Origin of the sequence: Flavobacterium sp. FlaQc-30 (assembly GCF_044005885.1) — a bacterium.
Taxonomy (GTDB): Bacteria; Bacteroidota; Bacteroidia; order Flavobacteriales; family Flavobacteriaceae; genus Flavobacterium.
On record NZ_JBIPCO010000001.1, the window covers coordinates 133313 to 154004 of the forward strand.

At 33.7% G+C, this 20692-nt stretch carries 12 protein-coding genes; 7 read left to right on the top strand and 5 right to left on the bottom strand.

Going from position 1 to position 20692, the window contains the following annotated elements; translation table 11 throughout:
• The first annotated feature begins 259 nt into the window (after nucleotides 1-259).
• The 3 genes from ACHRV0_RS00580 (at nucleotide 260) to ACHRV0_RS00590 (ending at nucleotide 3538) form a co-directional block, all read left to right on the top strand.
• Entirely contained in the window at nucleotides 260-1804 is a 1545-nt protein-coding gene (locus tag ACHRV0_RS00580; protein WP_089052725.1) for a ribonuclease E/G, read from the top strand.
• Between the two features lie 157 nt (nucleotides 1805-1961).
• Nucleotides 1962-2753 carry a hypothetical protein gene (locus tag ACHRV0_RS00585; RefSeq protein ID WP_395439584.1) on the top strand — a complete coding sequence of 264 codons (792 nt, stop codon included), beginning with the start codon at nucleotides 1962-1964 and terminating at the stop codon, nucleotides 2751-2753.
• Nucleotides 2754-2770: 17 nt separating this feature from the next.
• Nucleotides 2771-3538 (top strand): hypothetical protein, encoded by a 768-nt coding sequence (locus tag ACHRV0_RS00590; RefSeq protein WP_395439585.1) that lies wholly within the window; start codon nucleotides 2771-2773, stop codon nucleotides 3536-3538.
• 2 nt (nucleotides 3539-3540) lie between these two features.
• On the opposite strand, the gene pbpC is transcribed toward ACHRV0_RS00590, so the two are convergent.
• Both pbpC and ACHRV0_RS00600 read right to left on the bottom strand, forming a co-directional pair.
• Nucleotides 3541-5916, bottom strand: a complete 2376-nt coding sequence (gene pbpC / locus ACHRV0_RS00595) for a penicillin-binding protein 1C (RefSeq protein WP_395439586.1) — start codon at nucleotides 5914-5916, stop codon at nucleotides 3541-3543.
• Between the two features lie 219 nt (nucleotides 5917-6135).
• Nucleotides 6136-11823 (bottom strand): alpha-2-macroglobulin family protein, encoded by a 5688-nt coding sequence (locus ACHRV0_RS00600; protein ID WP_395439587.1) that lies wholly within the window; start codon nucleotides 11821-11823, stop codon nucleotides 6136-6138.
• Nucleotides 11824-12038: 215 nt separating this feature from the next.
• Here ACHRV0_RS00600 and ACHRV0_RS00605 point away from each other — a divergent pair, with 215 nt between their 5' ends.
• On the top strand, nucleotides 12039-12572 hold the full coding sequence (locus tag ACHRV0_RS00605) for a hypothetical protein (protein WP_395439588.1): 534 nt from the start codon (nucleotides 12039-12041) through the stop codon (nucleotides 12570-12572).
• Here ACHRV0_RS00605 and ACHRV0_RS00610 read toward each other — a convergent pair whose 3' ends face one another.
• The gene (locus ACHRV0_RS00610) at nucleotides 12573-13016 is read right to left on the bottom strand and encodes a nucleoside deaminase (RefSeq protein WP_395439590.1); all 444 of its coding nucleotides are present in this window, start codon (nucleotides 13014-13016) and stop codon (nucleotides 12573-12575) included.
• A 118-nt stretch (nucleotides 13017-13134) separates the two neighbouring features.
• On the opposite strand from ACHRV0_RS00610, the gene ACHRV0_RS00615 reads away from it, so the two are divergent.
• Nucleotides 13135-14922: a 1-deoxy-D-xylulose-5-phosphate synthase gene (locus tag ACHRV0_RS00615; RefSeq protein ID WP_395439591.1), complete on the top strand. Its 1788-nt coding sequence runs from the start codon at nucleotides 13135-13137 to the stop codon at nucleotides 14920-14922.
• Nucleotides 14923-14957: 35 nt separating this feature from the next.
• Nucleotides 14958-15959, top strand: coding sequence for a DUF3078 domain-containing protein (locus ACHRV0_RS00620; RefSeq protein WP_129023124.1), 1002 nt, complete (start codon nucleotides 14958-14960; stop codon nucleotides 15957-15959).
• Nucleotides 15960-16055: 96 nt separating this feature from the next.
• Here ACHRV0_RS00620 and ACHRV0_RS00625 read toward each other — a convergent pair whose 3' ends face one another.
• Both ACHRV0_RS00625 and ACHRV0_RS00630 read right to left on the bottom strand, forming a co-directional pair.
• Nucleotides 16056-17402 (bottom strand): deoxyguanosinetriphosphate triphosphohydrolase, encoded by a 1347-nt coding sequence (locus tag ACHRV0_RS00625; RefSeq protein WP_395439592.1) that lies wholly within the window; start codon nucleotides 17400-17402, stop codon nucleotides 16056-16058.
• A gap of 231 nt (nucleotides 17403-17633) precedes the next feature.
• On the bottom strand, nucleotides 17634-18095 hold the full coding sequence (locus ACHRV0_RS00630; RefSeq protein WP_029271860.1) for an Lrp/AsnC family transcriptional regulator: 462 nt from the start codon (nucleotides 18093-18095) through the stop codon (nucleotides 17634-17636).
• Between the two features lie 157 nt (nucleotides 18096-18252).
• Between ACHRV0_RS00630 and metE the strand changes: the two genes are divergently transcribed.
• Nucleotides 18253-20574 carry a 5-methyltetrahydropteroyltriglutamate--homocysteine S-methyltransferase gene (gene metE / locus ACHRV0_RS00635; protein WP_395439593.1) on the top strand — a complete coding sequence of 774 codons (2322 nt, stop codon included), beginning with the start codon at nucleotides 18253-18255 and terminating at the stop codon, nucleotides 20572-20574.
• Nucleotides 20575-20692: the final 118 nt, after the last annotated feature.

Here is a 20692-nt window from a genome sequence, read left to right on the forward strand (position 1 = left end):
GTTTTAAACTACTTTTTTCTTTTTAAACGTTCATTGAAATTGAAAATTAGTATCCAGTCATCAGTATATAGTGTTCAGTCCACTGATTACTTAAAACTGCAAACTGCCAGCTAATTTTCTCCGGGTTCAATACCTGTTAAAATATTGTTTAATCCATCCTTGTAGAAGTTGATGGTTCTTGGTTTTTGGTTTTTGGTTATTTTTACCAACAACTATCAACAAACAACCGACAACCAATTCACGGATAAAAATTTACAGTGTGAATAAAGAATTAATCATTAGATCGAGTTCTGAAGCCGTAGATTTTGCCTTATTAAAAGATGGAAAACTAATTGAATTACATAAAGAAGAAGAAAAAAGCAACTTTCAGGTTGGTGATATTTTTATTGCCAAAATACGAAAACCAGTTGCTGGACTTAATGCTGCTTTTGTAAATGTGGGCTTCGAAAAAGATGCCTTTTTACATTATCACGATTTAGGTCCAAATTTAGCTTCCCAATTGAAATTCATAAAACTTGTAAGCGCAGGTAAATTAAAAGATTTTTCCCTAAAAACCTTTCAGTTTGAAAAAGAGATTGACAAAGATGGCATCATTACTGATATTTTAAGTGCCAATCAATCTGTTTTAGTTCAAGTAGTTAAAGAACCTATATCGACCAAGGGTCCAAGAATAAGTGCTGAGCTTTCTCTTGCCGGAAGATTTATCGTTCTAGTTCCTTTTTCAGATCGTGTTTCTATTTCTCAAAAAATAGAAGACAAAAAAGAAAAGGATCGTCTAAAAAAACTTGTTCTATCGATCAAACCAAAAGGATTTGGTGTTATTGTTCGCACAGTAGCCGAAGGCAAAAACGTAGCCGAATTAGAAAAAGATTTGCAGAACCTGCTTGGCAGATGGACTGCAATGTGTAAAAAATTACCAACTGCTCATCATCCATCAAAAGTATTAGGAGAGCTTAACAGAGCTTCTTCAATATTAAGAGATGTTTTCAATGATACCTTCAGCGGTATTCAAATAGATGACGAAGAGTTGTACCATCAAACGAAGGAGTATCTGCAAGAAATTGCGCCTTCAAAACAATCGATTGTTAAGTTTTATCAATCAAATGACACTCCAATTTTTGAGAAATACAATATAGAGAGACAAATCAAAACTTCTTTTGGAAGAACAGTATCTATGAGCAAGGGCGCTTACCTTATCATCGAACACACTGAAGCTCTTCACGTTATTGACGTAAACAGCGGAAACCGTTCGAATAAAGCAACCAATCAAGAAGACACTGCTATGGAAGTAAATATGATTGCTGCAGCAGAAATCGCCAGACAACTTCGTCTGCGAGATATGGGCGGAATCATAGTAGTTGATTTTATCGATATGTCGAATCCTGAAAACAGGAAGGTTTTGTTCGACTTCTTGCGAGAAGAAATGAGCGACGATAAAGCAAAGCATAAAATATTACCGCCAAGTAAATTTGGTTTAGTCCAGATTACAAGACAGCGCGTAAGACCAGAAGTTAACATTAAGACCAGAGAAGAAGATCCTAACAAAGAAAATGGTGAAATTGAAGCACCTATTTTAATTATTGATAAGATTACCTCTGATTTAGAAAGACTTTTAAAAACCCACAATAAAGTTGTGCTTAACACACATCCGTTTGTGGCTGCATACCTCAGCAAAGGTTTTCCATCATTACGTTCAAAATGGTTTTTTGAACATAAGAAATGGGTGAAAATCATACCTCGTGACGCTTACACGTATTTAGAATATCATTTCTACGACAAAAAGGGAAATGTTATTACAGAATAAATCAAAAACCGCCTTTCGTGAGATTGGCGGTTTTTTTATGCTTTTATGTCTCCTTTTTTTGCCCTATTGTGGTGCAAAAAAAGCGCATACAGACCGAATAGAAATAACCCAGTAATTATGTTTGTAATTCTAATTATTACTTTAAATAATTAATTATATGCAAACAATCCCAAATCTTTATTTTTCATCTCAAAAAAATACTTTTTACTATCTATTAGCGCTGCTTTTTTTGTTTTCTTCAAGATTAGCCGCTCAAAGCGATACTATCTTTTTTAATTCAAAATGGAAAGCTACTGTAAAAGATTCTGCGGTTTATTACAGACTAAAACCCGTTAAAATAAAAACAAAAAAAGCCATCGGGCGAAAAATTGAATATGTTGATTCTCTATATGTAATTAAAGATTACTATATAAAGAACAACACATTACAGTTCGAAGGTTATTCTAAAGACATAGACGGGAACTATAATGCAGGAAAAGCAAAATGGTATAATGAAGACGGAACGCTTTCAAGTTCAAGAGATTTTCAAAAGCCGGCTCCGGGCACATTTAGAGTTCCAAGTCCGCCTATAACCTATTTGAACTATAGTATTGCTGACAAAAGTCTTTTAACTTTGGGAACAGAGTTTTGTTTAAACTGTCAAACTTCTAAAAAACTTTTTTTAGGTCTAGGATATGGCGTTACCAATAGTTACAATGGACAATACTACGGTCTGCCTGATCTTCATTTATCTTATAACGTTTCTATTTTATTTGCAAAAATTGGAACAACTCATAAAAATAGTTATCTATTGGGAGGATTAACATTAATGAATTTTATAGATTTAGGGTTTGGATATTCATTACCATACGACAAGAGTAAAGCCCCAGCATTTGAAGGATTTACAATGAGTCTTAATTTAAGATTCACAAGAAACAAAAAAGCTTATAGTCAGCCCATAGGATATTAAATAATTCTCTACTACGAATGAAAAGATATACGATCATCATTGTTATTCTATTTTTCTCAAATAAAATCACATCTCAAAACGACACTATTTTTTTTGACAAAAATTGGAAAAAAACCAATAAAGAAATCGCTTTATACTACAGAATTAAACCTTCAAAAATAAAAACTAAAGAGGCAATTGGTTACAAAATAAAAAATACAGACTCTCTTTTTGTAATTAAGGATTACTATTTAAACAATAACAAATTACAATTTCAAGGCTATTCAATAGATCAAAACGCTGATTACTTAGCTGGCAAAGCAGAATGGCACAACGACAGTGATGGAACAATTTTTACAAGAGAATATAACTATAAGGAAAACAATAATTCTTCAAAATTTAAAATTTCAGATTGGCCTATATTATATTTAAATTATTCAATAGCAGACAAAAGTCTTCTAACCGCTGGTCTTGAATTTTGTTTGGATTGTAAAAATAAAAACAAACTTTTTTTAGGTGCTGGATATGGAATTACCAACAGTTACAATGGAAGATATTATGGACTTCCAGACGTGCATTTATCATACAATACAGAATATCTTCTATTTTTAAAAGCGGGCAGCTCTTCAAAAAATGCTTATGCAATGGGCGGTTTTACCTTATTTAATATGATCGATTTAGGCCTTGGCTATTCATTTCCATACAACAAAGAAAAATCTCCAACTTATCAGGGATTTACAACTTCACTCACATTTCGAATTACAAAAAACAAAGAGGTGTATACCAAACTCAATATCATACAATAAACTTATTCTTTTATAATCTCGATTTTTCGTCTAATTTCATTTCCAGAAGCATCTACAACTGTAATGTAATGCATTCCTGTTGTTGGTGTAATCGGTAATTCATGAAAAGTTTTTGTAGTAGCCTTATAAACATCATCAACATACCAAAATAATTCTTTGTCTCTTTCAGAATAAGCAACTTTTAGAATTACAGGTTGTACCTTACTATTAAAATCTTTAGTCAAATATATTTTGCTGTTTGCCTTTGGATAAATAAAATCCATAACTGTGGTTTGAGTTCCTTCGCAGCCTTCTTTATATGGAGGTAATGGTAAATATTCAATATGTTGACTTTTATAATACCACGCCATAACTGGAGGCAGAACAAACCAATTTTTAGCTACAATATTTTCAACATTTTCACAGCTGCTGTTTACCTGAAACTGTTCTGTTTTATCTAAATGAATAGTTCTATGATACGGACAAACTTTTGTTGATTTTCCCTTTTTTGAAACCCATTGTTTAATTTTCGGGCAATTCTCTTTAGCCAAATAACCACTTAATCGACAAACCTCAACCTCAGCCAAATCTTTATATGGCGTATCAAACCATCTTTGTCTGGGCAATAAATTAAAAACGTCAAATAAAATTGGAGCTGCACTCGTAACTCCAGTTAAAGTTGGTCTTCCCTCTCCAGTTGCATTTCCAACCCAAATCCCAACCACATATCTTGAATTGGTTCCAATTGCCCATGCATCTCTATTCCCAAAACTTGTTCCTGTTTTCCATGCAATTTTTAGAGAACTATCATAAAACTTCCACGCTTCGTCTCCTTCAGGTCTATTTACCTGCTCCATTGCGTTATAAGTCAACCAAATTGACCCTGCACCCAAAATATTCTTTTGATCCGTTTCTGTTCCAAAATCGGGCTTAAAATCATTTTTATAGTTTAATTCTGTAAACTCATTTGTTCTGTATTGATTTTTATTTTTAGTATAAAAATTCAATGTTGAAGACAAATTTGCATAAGTTCTGCATAAATCCCATAAATTACTTTCGGCACCTCCTAAAATAAGCGACAAACCATAATGGTCAGGAGTTTTATTAATGTTCTTCAATTTAAATTTTTGAAGTTCTTCGTAAAATTTATTGACCGTAAATTCCTGAAGCATTAAAACTGCTGGAATATTCAAAGAACGCGACAATGCACGATGCGCCGGAACAGCGCCGTCAAATGTTAAATTGAAATTTTGAGGTGTATATCCTGAAATCTGCGTAGGAACATCGGCTACTAAAGTATTGGGTAACAATTCACCATCATCTAACATTGCACCGTACAAAAGTGGTTTTAAAATACTTCCTGTACTTCTTGGCGCATCAATAATATCAACATCCTTTTGATGATCCTTATCTGTTGGAGCATTGCCAACATAACTCATAACATTTCTATTCTGAACATCAATTACTAAAATAGCCAGATTATGAACTTCATTCTGTTTGTATTGATTGTAATAATATCTCGCAATTTGATTTACACGATTTTGCAACGCATAATCAATTGTTGTTTTTACTCTTGTTCCTTCTTCATTTTTTGCCACTCTCTGCAATAAATGTGGTGCAATTTGAGGGAGATCATATGGCTTTTGAGGCAAAGGTTCTTCTATAGAAAGTTCATACGTTTGCTTGTCGATTATACCTTCCTGATGTAATTTTAGTAAAAGTCGGTTTCGTTTATTCAATAATTTTATCTGATTTTTTCCCGGATAGATTAAACTTGGTGCATTTGGCAAAACCGCTAAAACTGCATTTTCAGCCCAAGACAATTGATTGGACTGTACTCCAAAATAACGCCAAGAAGCCATTTCTAACCCAACAACATTTCCTCCAAATGGCGCATGAGCGGCATACATTTCGAGAATTTCATTTTTTGAATATCCTAATTCTAATCTTGTTGCGAGAATGATTTCTATTACTTTTTCAAAGTAAGTTCTGTTCTTCCCTTTTCGAGATAATCTTATAACTTGTTGTGTTAAGGTACTGCCGCCTCTAACTACTTTACCCGCTTTTCGGTTTTGTTTAAAAGCATTTACCATCGCACCTGGATTAAATCCTGGATGTTTGTAGAAATACTCGTCTTCAAAATAAACAATACACTTCTTGAATTTATCCGGAACGCTGTCTTGCGAAGGAAAACGCCATTGTCCGTCTCGAGCAATTTTAGCCCCTAATAATTCGCCCTCTTTGCTTTCAATAACAGTTGAATAGGGTTCTTTGAATAAAGTTCGAGGTATCGAAAAATAGTAAATCAGCAAGAGCACAAATGCAATTGCTGATTTTATTTTGTTTCTTTTTATCCAATTTATAATGCGTTGGAGGAACGCTACAAGTTTATTTTTCAAGACTGATTTTATTTAACCGCAAAGACGCAAAGATTTATGTAAAGTTCTCAAAGTTTTCTCTCGAAGATTCCGCAGATTTGGCAGATTTTATTTTTTTTCTGCTTGATCTGCAAAATCTGCGGGAGACCTTTTTACAAAGCTTTTTTCAGCCAGATGAAATGGATTAGCACAAATTCTAAAAAATCATTTTAATCTGTGTAATCCGTGGCTAAAAAAACTTTACTTCACAACCTCAACCCAGAATCCTTTTGTTCTGGCTAAGAAAGTATTATCATACATGGCTTCGCATTGCAATCCAGGTAAATAGTAATTTCCTAAATAGGATGCATTTAATAGAATTCTAAAAACTTTAGTTTCTCTGGCTTTCATTCCAAAATAGAAATTAGTTCTATCGTCTCGTATATCAATATAATCGGCAATGTTGTTTACAGCGTCTCCGTAATCTGTAAAACGAGTATTTACAATTTCAAATCCTGAAGGCAGAATTTGTGATAACGCTACATTTTGAATACTTTCTCCTCTTTGATTTTTAATCGTAACTTCGGCGATAAATTCAGTTCCCTGAGTAATTTTCGAAACGTTGATTACACTTCCTTTTCTGTTTTTGAAAACGATAGAAGCCGTAACATCACTCTGCACTGCATTCTCTTGTCCGATTGGCAATATTCCTGTATTCAATACGCGAACATAAACTGTATTTGCCTTATTATTTTTCAGCGTAATACTATTTGCTCCAGAAGTAACCGAAATACTGCGATCTGCAATTGATTTGCTTGTATTTATTGTCTCTCCTTTTCCGTTTTTACTAAACTGAATATTGATTCCTTTTGGACCATTACTAATTGCAAATTTCGACATCGCGTACAAGCAATAAGCTGTTGTCTGCGTACTCATCCATTGATTGGCCGACATTTCTTTGGCTAGTTTTGAAGCCATAGTAAATGCTTTTTGTGTTTGTCCTAAAAGCAGCATTGTTTCTAGAGCCATTGCTCTATTTCTTTCGCTTGAACCGTAGTAATAGTAACTGTATCCATCTGAATCTCCGTCAATACTTGTTTTCAGGAACAAACTTTGTCCAGCTGATTTTTGTCCCGCTAAAACATATGCTGCTGCCAAACGAAGTTTACTTTCGTTTGAAATGCCTTTTGTTTCTCTAAGTCTATTCATTGCTGATAAATCAGCATTTCCAGCTAAAGCTAATGTATATAAGCGATATGCTTGCGCTAAATCATTTCCATATTTCGGTTCAAAACGCCATTGTTTAGCTTCTTTTTGTTGATAAGACAGCCATTTTGATTTGAAATTAATTGGCAGAATATATCCTTTTTTCTCCGCTTCAATCAAGAAATGACCAGCGTATGAAGTTCCCCAATCATCTGCAATTGCATTTCCTTGCCAATAAGGTAATCCGCCATTTGATAATTGGAAATTTCCTAATCTAGCAATTCCCGCTGCAATATTTTTTTGAATAATCTCTTTACGTTTCGCGTCAATATCAGCCACATCACTTAAATACAATTGAGGGAAAACCGAGGAAGTAGTCTGCTCTACACAACCATGTGGATACTGAATTAAAAATTGCATTCTTCCATTCAAATTCATTGATGGCATAGACGAAACTTCTAATCTTGCTTTATTACTTCCGGCAACACCAAATGTTTTCCATGAAATTGTTTTAGTACTATTTGGAGACAAAACAACATCTGTAAAAGTACTTGTAACAGGATTTGGATTCGTCATATCAATTTCAACATCGTAAACTGATTTCTCGCTTCCAGATGTTGCAATAACCTGAACTTTTGCAATTCCAGTTGCAGCACCTACAACTAAATTGAAATATGCCATCTTTTCGTCTGGCTGTGCAAAACTCAGTTTTTGAACGGCACTTCCCATTACTTTCAATCCGTTGCTTGTTTTTACCTGAATCGAAACATTTTTGATTTTATTTTCAGTTGCAAAAACAGTTACTGGAAGTGTTACTTTTTCTGATGGAGAAATTTTTCTAGGCAAAGAAGCCAAAACCATCAACGGGCTCTTAACTTGAGTTGCTTTTTCAACGCTTCCGTAAGCACTTGTATTTGCATCTCCTGCCACAATCATTGTTCTAACAGAACCAATATATTTTGGCAGTTTTAACTCATGTGATTTTGTTTGTCCTTTTTCCAATTTAAACGGACCATAATACAATACTACTGGTTTAAAACGATTTGCTTTTTTAGCTTTTCCACCTCCTAAATCCTGATCTCCTCCAATACTGAAAATCTGATTTATTTTTCCACCATATGCTCCAATTACATCATCGTAAACGTCCCATGTTTTTACTCCAAGAGCTTCACGAACATAGAAACTATCCCACGCATTTGGTGTTTTAAAACGAGTTAGATCTAAAAGTCCTTCGTCGACAACCGCAATGGTATACGTCATTTCTTTACCTGTTTTTTCGCCCACTTTTACTGTAAATGGTTGTTCTGGTCTTAAAACATCCGGCATATTAATCGTTGGTGCCAAAATCGTGTTTTTATCCACAACTTCGACAGGAACAATTCCGTACATACGAATTGGCGAATCATTCTTGGTTGTTGCGTGAGGCTGTAATAAAGTGATATTAAAATAAACATTTGGCGCCATTGCTCCCGTAATTGGAACCTCAACTTTTGTTTCTCCTTTTTGTGTTTTCGCCCAAATCGTCTGAATCACGCGAGATCCGTTTTCAATTGAAATTAAAGCACGCCCGCCTTCACTTGAAGGAAAAGAAATTTGTGCTTTTTCTCCAACTGCGTAATTCTTTTTATCTGTAGAAAAAACTAACATATTTGCCGTTGAAGCATCTCTGTTACGTGTTTTTCCAGACCATATTGGCCAATCGATATTTACTGTTAAGGCAGTTGCATGCCCGCCATTTGTATCTTCTACACGAATCAAATAACGCCCCCATTCTTCATCGGTTAAAGCAAATTGAAAACTTCCTTTTCCACTTGAATCTGTATCAATTATAATAGATTTATAAGCTGTTGTTGAGTTTGATGAATTATAATTAGACAAATTATCGCTTGATGAATCCCACCACCATCTCCAGTCGACTTTATAAATTCTTACTTCAAGATTTCTAACTGCTCTTGGTCTTCCGTTTTCGTCAACTGTAACTACTTCAAAACGATTATTCGCTCTGGTTTCAAGCATATTATATCTGTTCAATTCAGGCGATTTTATTCCCACATAAGTTTTGTATGGCGAATAAGTTGTTGACATAACATCTGTACTAAAATCACCGCCTTCTTCATATACTTTTGTGATGAATGAAGCACGTAACATTCCAGGTGCCTGACCTTGCAATCTTGGCTCGATACTTACAGAAGCTTTTCCGCTCTCATTTAATTTTCCAGAGAAAACATTAATTTCTTCCGTACTAAATTGACGAACGATATCATCAAAACTAAATTTTTCATATCCTTTGAACGTGGTAGTTTGCTGCGAAAATTTAGCTTGCATTTCTACATTCAGATTTTTCGCAATTGCGCCGTGAAGCCAAGTCACCTCAATATTATCTGTATTTGGATAAGATGCTGATAGTGTTTTTCGACTAAAAGTATTCTTGATTTTTAAACGATTTGGCTTAATCGTTTCAATTTTAATGCTTTTATAAAATTTAGCTCCTCCAACACTTACCATTGCTTCCCAATTTCCTGTTGGAGCATCTTGATTTGTCGGCACTATAAAGGCATAATGATTTAAATCGTTTATTTTTTGAACGGTTTGATAAACTGTTTTACCATTTGGATCATTTAGCCTGAACTTTATTGGATGCGATTTCGGAAGTTTATTTGCTGCATCATTTAAAATAAAAGACAAATACAAATTATCTCCCGGACGCCACACACCTCTTTCTCCATAAATAAATCCTTTTAAACCTTTTTGTAAAGTCTCGCCGGCAACATCAAAATTACTTACAGATAGTGAAAGCCCATCGTCAAGCTTTACATAAGTCGATTGATCGCCCAAGGTAACAATCGCGAAATAAGCGAATTTGTCTAATTGGAAAGATGCAATACCTTCACTGCTTGTTGCTTGTGTACCAATTTTTTGCTGTTGAAAATTATATAAATCAACTCTTGCATTTGAGACTGGCTCTGTCGTAACAATATTATTTACAGCAAATAAATAGGATTTGTTTTCACCTCTTTTCGCAATAACTCCTAAATCTGAAGCTAAAATATTAGTCGCAATTCTTGCATTATAAAAATACGATCCAGAACAAGGATCCTCACTTTCTCTCCAGTTATAATCATCATAGTAATAATAATCATCATACGAATTACCACTATAATTCACATCATTTTCATCTACTTCCTCCTCTTCTGCTTCATCATCATTTCCATTGGATGATTCGCACTTATAAAGAGAATATTTCTTTTTATATACAAACTCTACTCTATAAATCGCTCCCGGTTCCGGCTTTATTATTTTAGATAAATCTAAAGCATATGTATTCCATTTTGTCAAATTTACAAGCGTGCTTTCTCTTAAATTTAAAGTGGTTTTGGCAATTGGCTGTGCGACTTTTTTGAGGTTTTGCCCGCCGTTTAATTGATTATATTGAAGAAACTGAAGTATATTGTTTTTGTAAATCTTATATACTTTTACATCAACAGCACTTAAATTTACAGCTTCAAAATTCAGTTTTAAATTGTTTGAACTTGGCAGAATCGTTCCGTTTTTAACAAAACGAATACTTGGTTTTATCTGGTCAAAAGAGATTTTTTCAGAATAATTTGATTCTAATTTTTTACCATATTGACTTTCGATTCCTTCAAAAACTTCTAATAGTAACTCACCAGTCACAACTTGTTCAGGTTCTTCATCCGGCACATACTCAACAGCATTATCTGCAACTGCGACTGCTGAATCAACCGCAACTGCTGCTGAATCAACTACGACTGCAGCCGAATCTACTGCAACAGCCGCTGATTCTTCTGCAACTACTACAACCGGTTCTTCTTTTTTAGGTGTATTTTGATTCGTAAAATATACTTTTAATAAATTTCCTTGAGTAGAAAACTTAAGATTATTGGTGTTTTGAATTGAAACTAATCCGGCAAAATCTTGACCTTTTTCTAATGGCTCAGAAAAATTAATTAACACCGATTGATTATTTCCATCTGGAACTTCAACTTTTATAACTTTAAATTCGTTTATGCTCGTAATAGGAAAATCGATTTGTCCTTTTTGATCAATATCAAAATCATTTCCATCATACATAATCTCCAAATTTGAAGCTTCAGAATGACGTTGAATACTGTCAATAATAAAACGAAATTCTTTCGCAGGACCCGTTGTTTTCTCAAACTTAATTTTAAGATTATTGCCTTTTTGTTTTGCTTCAACCAATTTTTGAGCCGTTTCAAGATCAATATTATCTGCTGTTTTCAAAACGCAGTTTAAATACTGATACTCTTTGCTGTACGACTGAATATCGCCAGTATTTATGGTAAAATCCTGTTTGATTGTTTTAACAGTAAAGTTAAATTTAGAAAGCGCTGCCTCTTTCTCTTTCGGAATTGCAGTAAGCTTATCTAAGTTTAAAGTAACCTGATATTCTGTTCCGGGTTTTAGTTTTTTCTCTGGAATAAACGCTAATGTATTGGTCGAAAGCGCAACCACTTTTCCATGGACACTTGGTGAAATATCAAACAAATCATCATCTAATTCCTGATTGGGTTTCCAATCATTCTTATCGAAAGCCAAAACCACACGAATATCAGAATCTGAAGAAACGATTCCTCCCGTAAAACTGGTTATATAATCTTTAAATAGTGAAAAATCTGAATTGAAATCTGCAGCTGATTTTCTACCGCAAGACTGAAAAATAAAAAACACAAAAAATACGAGACTTAATCCTTTTACTTTCACTTTTATTTAGAGTTAATGGTTAGCAAATTAAAAATTAGTACGATTTACTGTTATAAGCGATAACAGCAAATTACAAATTAAATTGCAATAAAAGTATAATATTTTTCGGTTTTATTAAGAAGAAAATTCTTTATTTTGTTTTTTTAACTTTTGCTGAAGTTTCACAAAAAGAAATCATTAAATTATTAAATTAACGTTTCTAAATTTAAAAAAGAATGCCCAACAACTCAAACAGATATTCTTCTGAAAATGATTTTATTATAAAAAATAAAAGCACAATAATATATCTGCTGGGCGTAATAACATTTTTTATTTTGATCGCTTTTGCAGATTATTATGTTTTACCTGCATCAAAAACTAATGATGTAATTACGCATTACACTATAAGAACTTCTGGAAAATCTAAACAAAAAGTTTCTTATCATTATTTTACACAAAAAAGATTTACTTTTTCTACAGCAAAAGAATTTATTGATGAAAATAATATTACAATTGAAACTTCTTTATTGTTTAAATCTGTAACAACCGTTAAATCCAAAACAAGAAATTATACGAATCTACTTTCCAGCGGTTTAAGCAGTAATGGAATTCAATTCTATACTTGCCTGATCCTGCTTTTTTCAATTGGAATAAGTATAAAGATATTGCTTTCGAAAAAAGGATTTTCCGAAAACACTTTTTACAATATTGTCTGCTTTAATTCTTTTATGATCTTTATCTGTGTTTACACAGGAGGATATTTGTTTTAACTACTTACGTCTTTCCAAGAAAAAACGTTTCATTAAATCAGCCGCTTCATTTGCCATTATACCTGAAACTACTGTAGTTTTTGGATGTAGTTTTGTCCCCATATTGATAAAACCGCGCTGTTCGTCACGAGCTCCAAAAACAATTTTCGAAATCTGACTCCAATACAAAGCTCCTGCACACATTTGGCAAGGCTCAAGCGTAACGTATAAAGTACAATCTTTTAGGTATTTACCGCCTAGGAAATTGGCAGCGGCAGTTATCGACTGCATTTCGGCATGAGCCGTAACATCATTTAATAATTCTGTTAAATTATGACTTCTGGCTATTATTTTATCGGCAACGACAATTACAGCTCCAACAGGAATTTCGCCTTTTTCAAAAGCCATTTCAGCTTCCTGCAAAGCTTTTTTCATGAAATATTCGTCGGTGAAAGGATTTATCATAGATGCAAAAATAAGGTTTTTGAAATAATTTCTTCTGTCTCAAAGCATCAATAAAACCTCAACTTTCAAAAAACAATAAATTTAAATTTAAAACCGTAAATTTGCTTTTTTCCATACAATGAAAAGCGATTTACTTTCGAACATATATAATCCAGCTGATTTACGCGCACTTTCTGAGACGCAACTTCTACAAGTTGCACAAGAATTACGTCAATTTATAATTGATGTCGTTTCTGTAAAAGAAGGTCATTTGGGAGCTAGTTTGGGTGTTATTGAACTTACGATTGCACTTCATTATGTTTTTAATACACCCGATGATTTGTTAGTTTGGGATGTTGGTCATCAGGCTTACGGACATAAAATCCTGACTGAAAGAAGGGAGATTTTCCATACTAATAGACAAATCGACGGAATTTCTGGTTTTCCTAAACGAACGGAAAGTGTTTACGATACTTTTGGCGTTGGACATTCCTCAACTTCAATTTCTGCAGCACTCGGAATGGCGATTGCTTCAAAATTAAAAGGTGATTTCGACAAACAGCATATTGCCGTTATCGGCGATACTTCTATTGCAAGCGGAATGGCTTTTGAAGGTTTAAATCATGCTGGAGTTACTGATGCCAATTTATTGGTTATTTTAAACGATAATGCAATAGGAATTGATCCAAGTGTTGGTGCTCTTAAAAACTATCTTACTGCAGTAAAAGAAGGAAAAAACCCGAAGAAGAATAACATGATCAAATCTCTGAATTTTGATTATTCAGGGCCAATCGACGGGCATGATCTTCCGAATTTAATCAAAGAATTGAATCGCTTAAAAAACATAAAGGGACCAAAATTTCTTCATATTGTAACTACAAAAGGAAAGGGTTTACAGCAAGCCGAAGAAAATCAGGTAAAATATCATGCACCTGGAAAATTTGATGCTTCGACAGGAGAAATCATTTTAAAATCTGAAGAAAATTTACCGCCTAAATTTCAGGATGTTTTTGGCTTGACCATTTTAGATTTAGCCAGAAAAAATGAAAAAATAATTGGAATCACACCTGCAATGCCATCTGGAAGTTCACTAAAATTTATGATGGACGAATTGCCGGAACGTGCCTTTGATGTAGGAATCGCCGAACAGCATGCTGTAACGCTTGCTGCCGGAATGGCAACTCAAGGCATGATTGTATATTGCAATATTTATTCGACTTTTTTACAGCGTGCCTATGACCAAGTTATTCATGATGTGGCTTTACAAAATTTACCTGTTATTTTTTGTCTGGACAGAGCAGGTTTAGTTGGCGAAGATGGCGCAACGCATCATGGTGTTTTTGATATAGCATATCTGCGTTCTATTCCAAACATGATTATTTACGCACCTATCAATGAGATTGCTTTGCAAAATATTTTATATACTGCTCAACTTGGTCTAAATCATCCAATCGCAATTCGATATCCAAGAGGACGCGGTGTGCTACCAAATTGGGAAGTAGAAAATTTCGGACATTATGAAAAAATTAAAATCGGGAAAGCTATTTGTTTAAAACAGGGAACTAAAACGGCTGTTTTATCGACTGGAACGATTGGAAATAATGTAATCGAAGCTCTAAAACAAAGTACAAATTCAGAAACTATTGCGCATTACGATTTTCCCTTTATAAAACCCTTAGACAATGAGGCTTTACACTCGATATTATCTTCATTTGATAACATAATTACAATAGAAGACGGGGTAAAAAATGGTGGTTTTGGAAGCGCTATTTTAGAGTTTGCAGCCACAAATAATTTTAAAAATAACATCACTATTTTAGGGATTCCAGATGAGTTTATTGAGCACGGAACAGTAAACAAGTTACAACAATTGAGCAAAATTGACGTTAAAAATTTAATAAATCTTTTTTCTAATGAGCCAAAATAATTATTTTGCGGCACCAAAATATTAAAATAAACCTAATGAAATTAATACGTTCCACTCTTTTTATTCTTTTGTTTTTGTGTACAACTAAAAACTCTGCCCAACTTATACAAACAACAATAGATCCCAATAAAGCACCTAAACTGCCTTCAAATTGGGCCAAAAAAAATCAAGTAGGGTTTGATATTTCAGAAATTGCATTTGTGAATTGGAGTGCGGGGGGAACAAGTTCTATTTCCGGTTTATTTAAAGGAGAATTTGGAAGAATTTACCAAAAAGGAAATCACAAATGGGCAAATGAGCTTATTGTGAAATACGGATTAAACAAGCAAGACGGAACTGAATTGCGTAAAACGGACGATGCTTTTCAACTAAACTCAACTTACGGATTTAGAAAAGACACGGTTTCAAATTGGTTTTACTCAGCCAAGTTTAATTTTAATACGCAGTTTACCGACGGTTATAACTATCCTAATCGTGACATTGCCATCTCGAAACCTTTTGCGCCTGCTTACATATTTCTTGGAGCTGGAGCTGAAAACTCGAATAAAAAGAAAAATAGAACTTTTTACTTCTCTCCTATTACATTAAAAACTACTTTGGTATTAGATCAATATCTTGCAGATCAAGGTTCTTTTGGTGTTAAAAAAGCTGTTTATGCTACTGATCCTCTAGATCCAAATAATAAAATATTAATTGAAAGCGGTCAGAAAGTAAAAGCCGAATTTGGTATTCTTATGACAGCCTATATGAAAAACGAAATCTATAAAAACGTCTTCTACGAAAACCGATTAAGTTTATATACTGATTATTTAAACCGATTTGGGAATGTCGATATTGATTATGATACTCGTTTAGATCTTGTTGTAAATGCTTATGTTAAAGCAAATATTGGTGTTCATTTAGTATATGATGACGATATTAAAACCAAAAAAGATGTAATTGATCCTACTACAGGCGCAAAATCTCAGGTAAACGATGGACCTAGAATGCAATTACGCCAAGTTTTAGGAGTTGGTCTAGTTTATGCTTTTCAATAATACAAAACTTAATTCTCGATCATGAGAAAACAAAACACCCCATAAAGATAATTTATGGGGTGTTTTATTTTAGACATTAGCACAAAATGCTTCTGTTTAATTCTTTTTACGTCCTTGAATCGTTTCATATAACTCTAAGGCATTTCCATCTGTTAGTAATGAAACGTAATGACAAATGTGAAGCAAACGCTCGTACAAATTACCTTTATCTAAATGATGTTTTTCTGGCAGCATTTTCAAGATCAATTTATCGTAGTTTGATGCTGTTCCTTCATATTTATTGTTGAAAGCCGTTATAAATTTATCCAGCAAAGTTTGAATAATTTGATAACCTACAATTTCTTTCTCGATCACTTCACGGCTTTGGTAAATTTTATCAACACTTAATTTGATAATATCATTCATTTGCGCTTTGTACTTACTTTTGTCTGTTAATGCAAAAGGGAAGTTTCCGGCTAGAATAGCTTCTTCGTTTTCGACAAATACATCTACAGCATCATTAATCAAAGCTCCAATTGCTAAAGCTCTTAAATAACTAATTCTGTCTTCTTTTGTTTCCAGCAATTTATATTTAGAAACACCAATATTATCTTTTACCAATTTTATAAGATACTCTAAAGCATAATCTTCTGAAACTAAGCCAAGATTTATTCCGTCTTCAAAATCAATAATAGTGTAACAAATATCATCTGCAGCCTCAACTAAATACGCCAAAGGATGTCTTTCAAAACCAATATCACCGTCTTCTTTATTTGCGATCATTCCCATGTCATGAGCAACTTCTTCAAAGAATAATTTATCTGTTTGGAAGAAACCATATTTTTTATCAGCAATATTACTAGTTGGCTTCTTCGGAAGACTTTCTTTAGGATATTTCATAAAAGCGCCCAAAGTAGCATACGAAATTCTAAGTCCGCCTTCAATTCCTGGACGACTTGCCGTTAATACTGAAAATCCGTTAGCATTTCCTTCAAAATCAATTAAATCCTGCCATTGTTTTGCTGTTAGTTTATCTTTGTATTTTAATCCCTTTCCGCTCGAGAAATACTCTCCAATAGCTTTCTCTCCCGAATGTCCAAAAGGCGGATTTCCAATATCATGAGCCAATGATGCTGCGGCAACAATTGCCCCAAAATCATTCATATGATAACCATGAATTTCTTTTAAGTAAGGATATTTTTCGATGATTTTTTTACCAACCAAACGTCCTAAAGAACGCCCAACAACAGAAACTTCTAAACTATGCGTAAGTCTTGTATGTACGAAATCTGTTTTAGAAAGCGGAATTACTTGTGTTTTATCTTGTAAACTTCTAAAAGCAGCCGAAAAGATAATTCGGTCATAATCGACCTCAAAACCCAATCGCGTGTCATCTTGTTCTACACGTAATCTTTTGCTTGTATCGCCTTGACGTTTTAATGATAAAAGTTGTTCCCAGTTCATTTTTCTATTTTAGATTGTAGATTATTTATTTTAGATTGAGGATCTAAATTGATGATTTAAGATTTCAAAAATACATTTTATTTTAGGATAAAATTGAATAAAAATAGGCTGTAAATTAATTTGATTTAAATGTTTGAATGTTTTGTTCGCAACGAATTTCGCGAATTAACACAAATCATTGCGCTTAACTTAATTAGTGACAATTCGTGAAATTCGCGGCAAAAAAAAACGCTAAAACTCCAAAGCCGTACTATGCTTAATTTCTCCCATAACGAATATACTATTTGTGTTCCCGATGTTTTCAATCGTTGATAATTTATTCATTACAAAATCCTGATAACTAGCCATATCCTGAACTAGAATTTTAAGCATAAAATCATAATCGCCGGCAATGTTATAGCATTCTATAATTTCAGGAAGAGCAACAATATCTTTTACAAAATTGCTTCCCACGTTTTTTGCGTGTTCTTTTAGTCGAACATTACAAAAAACAGTCATGCCGCGATTCATTTTTTTTCTGTCAAGCAATGCTACATATTTTGTTATAAATCCGTCTCTTTCCAGTCTTTTTATACGCTCATAAACTGGCGTAACAGTCAGAAATAATTTACTGGCAAGGTCTTTTGTGTTGATATTTGAGTTCTCCTGAAGGTGCTTTAAGATAAGCAAATCGGTTTTGTCTAGATTTTCCATAGTTTTTTTTACGGCTGAAAGTTCGTTTAAAAGATATTCACAGTAATAAAATCTTTAAAAATGTAATTTTAAAACGCATTTTACTGAAATAATAATCAAATATAAGTTATAAAATCTAATACAATAAATTTGCTCAGTAAAAAATACTGAAATCAAAATGAAAACAAATAATTTAGGTTATCCAAGAATTGGGAGCAACAGAGAGCTCAAAAAAGCCAGCGAACTGTATTGGGCAGGAAAAATTTCGGCAGACGAACTTATCGATGCGGGAAAAGAAATTCGAATTCAAAACTGGCATTTACAAGCTGAATCCGGAGTTGATTTAATTCCGTCTAATGATTTTTCTTTTTACGATCAGGTTTTAGATTTGACCTTGACAGTTGGAGCAATTCCAGAACGTTATCATGAATTAGCCAAAACAAATTCTTCTTTAGATTTGTATTTTGCAATGGCAAGAGGGGCGCAAAAAGACGGACAGGATGTTGTTGCAATGGAAATGACAAAATGGTTTGACACGAACTATCATTATATTGTTCCTGAGTTTACAAAGAACCAAAAATTCGAATTGTTTTCAGAAAAAGTAATCAACGAATTTAAAGAAGCAAATGCTTTAGGAGTTGCCACAAAACCAGTTTTAATTGGGCCTATTTCGTATTTACTTTTAGGAAAAGAAAAAGAAGAAGGTTTTCACCGAATTGATCTTATTGATAAATTACTTCCTGTTTATTTCGAAATTTTCGAAAAACTTCAAGCAGAAAATGCAGCATATATTCAACTTGACGAGCCTTTTTTAGCTTTAAATTTAACTAACAAAGAAAGAAGCGCTTTCACGAAAGTGTATAACGAAATCAATACTCGTTTTCCAAAACTTAAAATCATTTTAGCGAATTATTTTGATTGTTTTGGAGAAAATTTAGAAACGGCTTTGGCTTTGCCAGTTGATACTTTCCACTTAGATTTAGTTCGTTGTCCGCTTCAATTAGATGATATTTTAGAATCTGGAAAATTAAATCCAAATGTAAATCTTTCATTAGGAGTTGTTGACGGAAGAAATATTTGGAAAAACGACTTCAAAAAATCATTAGAATTAATCAAAAAAGCTACTGATGCTTTAGGCGAAAATAGAATTTTAATAGCGCCGTCTTGTTCTTTAATTCACAGTCCTTGTGATCTGGATCTAGAAACAAACGACCAGACTCTTACACCAGAAATTAAACAATGGCTGGCTTTTGCTAAACAAAAAATCAACGAGATTGTACTTTTAAAGCAATTCGCTTCAAACGAAGTTGATACTAAAAGTTCAATTGATTTTGAACAAAATGTAATTGCAAACGACAATCGTAAAACTTCAAAATTAATTCATAATAATGAGGTTAAAAATCGTGTTGCAGGAATTACAGCTTCAGATGATAAACGTAAAAGCACTTTTGCAACAAGAAGAAAAAGCCAGATTGAAGCATTAAATCTGCCATTATTCCCAACCACAACAATTGGATCTTTTCCTCAAACAGCTGAAGTGAGAAGCTGGAGAGCAAAATTCAAAAAAGGAGAATTAACTGCAGCGCAATACAACGATTTAATCGAAAAAGAAACTGAAGCTACGATTCGTTTTCAGGAAGAAACTGGAATTGATGTTCTAGTTCACGGAGAATTCGAACGCAACGATATGGTGGAATATTTTGGAGAACAATTAGCCGGATTTACGTTTACCAAAAATGGCTGGGTCCAAAGTTACGGAAGCCGCTGCGTGAAACCTCCAGTTATTTATGGTGACGTTTCAAGACCAACTCCTATGACGGTAAAATGGTCTAAATATGCACAGTCTTTAACTTCAAAATGGGTAAAAGGAATGCTTACAGGTCCTGTAACAATTCTGCAATGGTCATTTGTTCGTAACGATCAGCCTCGTTCTGAAACTTGCACGCAAATCGCTTTAGCCATTCGTGACGAAGTTGTGGATTTAGAAAATGCTGGAATCAAAATCATCCAGATCGATGAACCTGCAATTCGCGAAGGCTTACCTTTAAGAAAAGAAGAATGGGCAAACTATTTAGATTGGGCAGTAAAAGCTTTCAGAATTTCTGCAAGCGGTGTAAACGACGATACGCAAATTCACACACATATGTGTTATAGTGAATTCAACGACATCATTCAAAACATTGCTGATATGGATGCCGATGTCATTACAATCGAATGTTCTCGCTCACAAATGGAACTTTTAGATGCATTTGCCAACTTTAAATATCCAAACGAAATTGGACCTGGGGTTTATGATATTCATTCTCCTCGTGTACCTTCAAGTACAGAAATGGTTCGTTTATTGGAGAAAGCTTCGGCTGTAATTCCAGTAGATCAGCTTTGGGTAAATCCAGATTGCGGTTTAAAAACCCGTCATTGGGATGAAACTAAAAAAGCGCTAATCGAAATGGTTGCGGCTGCTCAGGAAATGAGAGCGGCTGTTGAAAACCCTGTTATTTAATAGTTTTACCTAGAATATACTTTTGTTTTTTATGCCAGCAAGTGAGACCGAATTTAGTTATGATTCGTTTCGGTTTCACATTGTTGGTATTTCTATTTAAACAAAAAAAGCACTCCAT

Excerpts from the sequence above, each read along its gene's own strand:
- ACHRV0_RS00585 (WP_395439584.1), top strand. The coding sequence starts at position 1,962 with ATGCAAACAATCCCAAATCTTTATTTTTCATCTCAAAAAAATACTTTT.
- ACHRV0_RS00590 (WP_395439585.1), top strand. The coding sequence starts at position 2,771 with ATGAAAAGATATACGATCATCATTGTTATTCTATTTTTCTCAAATAAA.
- ACHRV0_RS00605 (WP_395439588.1), top strand. The coding sequence starts at position 12,039 with ATGCCCAACAACTCAAACAGATATTCTTCTGAAAATGATTTTATTATA.
- ACHRV0_RS00610 (WP_395439590.1), bottom strand. The coding sequence starts at position 13,016 with ATGATAAATCCTTTCACCGACGAATATTTCATGAAAAAAGCTTTGCAG.
- ACHRV0_RS00615 (WP_395439591.1), top strand. The coding sequence starts at position 13,135 with ATGAAAAGCGATTTACTTTCGAACATATATAATCCAGCTGATTTACGC.
- ACHRV0_RS00620 (WP_129023124.1), top strand. The coding sequence starts at position 14,958 with ATGAAATTAATACGTTCCACTCTTTTTATTCTTTTGTTTTTGTGTACA.
- ACHRV0_RS00625 (WP_395439592.1), bottom strand. The coding sequence starts at position 17,402 with ATGAACTGGGAACAACTTTTATCATTAAAACGTCAAGGCGATACAAGC.
- ACHRV0_RS00630 (WP_029271860.1), bottom strand. The coding sequence starts at position 18,095 with ATGGAAAATCTAGACAAAACCGATTTGCTTATCTTAAAGCACCTTCAG.
- metE (WP_395439593.1), top strand. The coding sequence starts at position 18,253 with ATGAAAACAAATAATTTAGGTTATCCAAGAATTGGGAGCAACAGAGAG.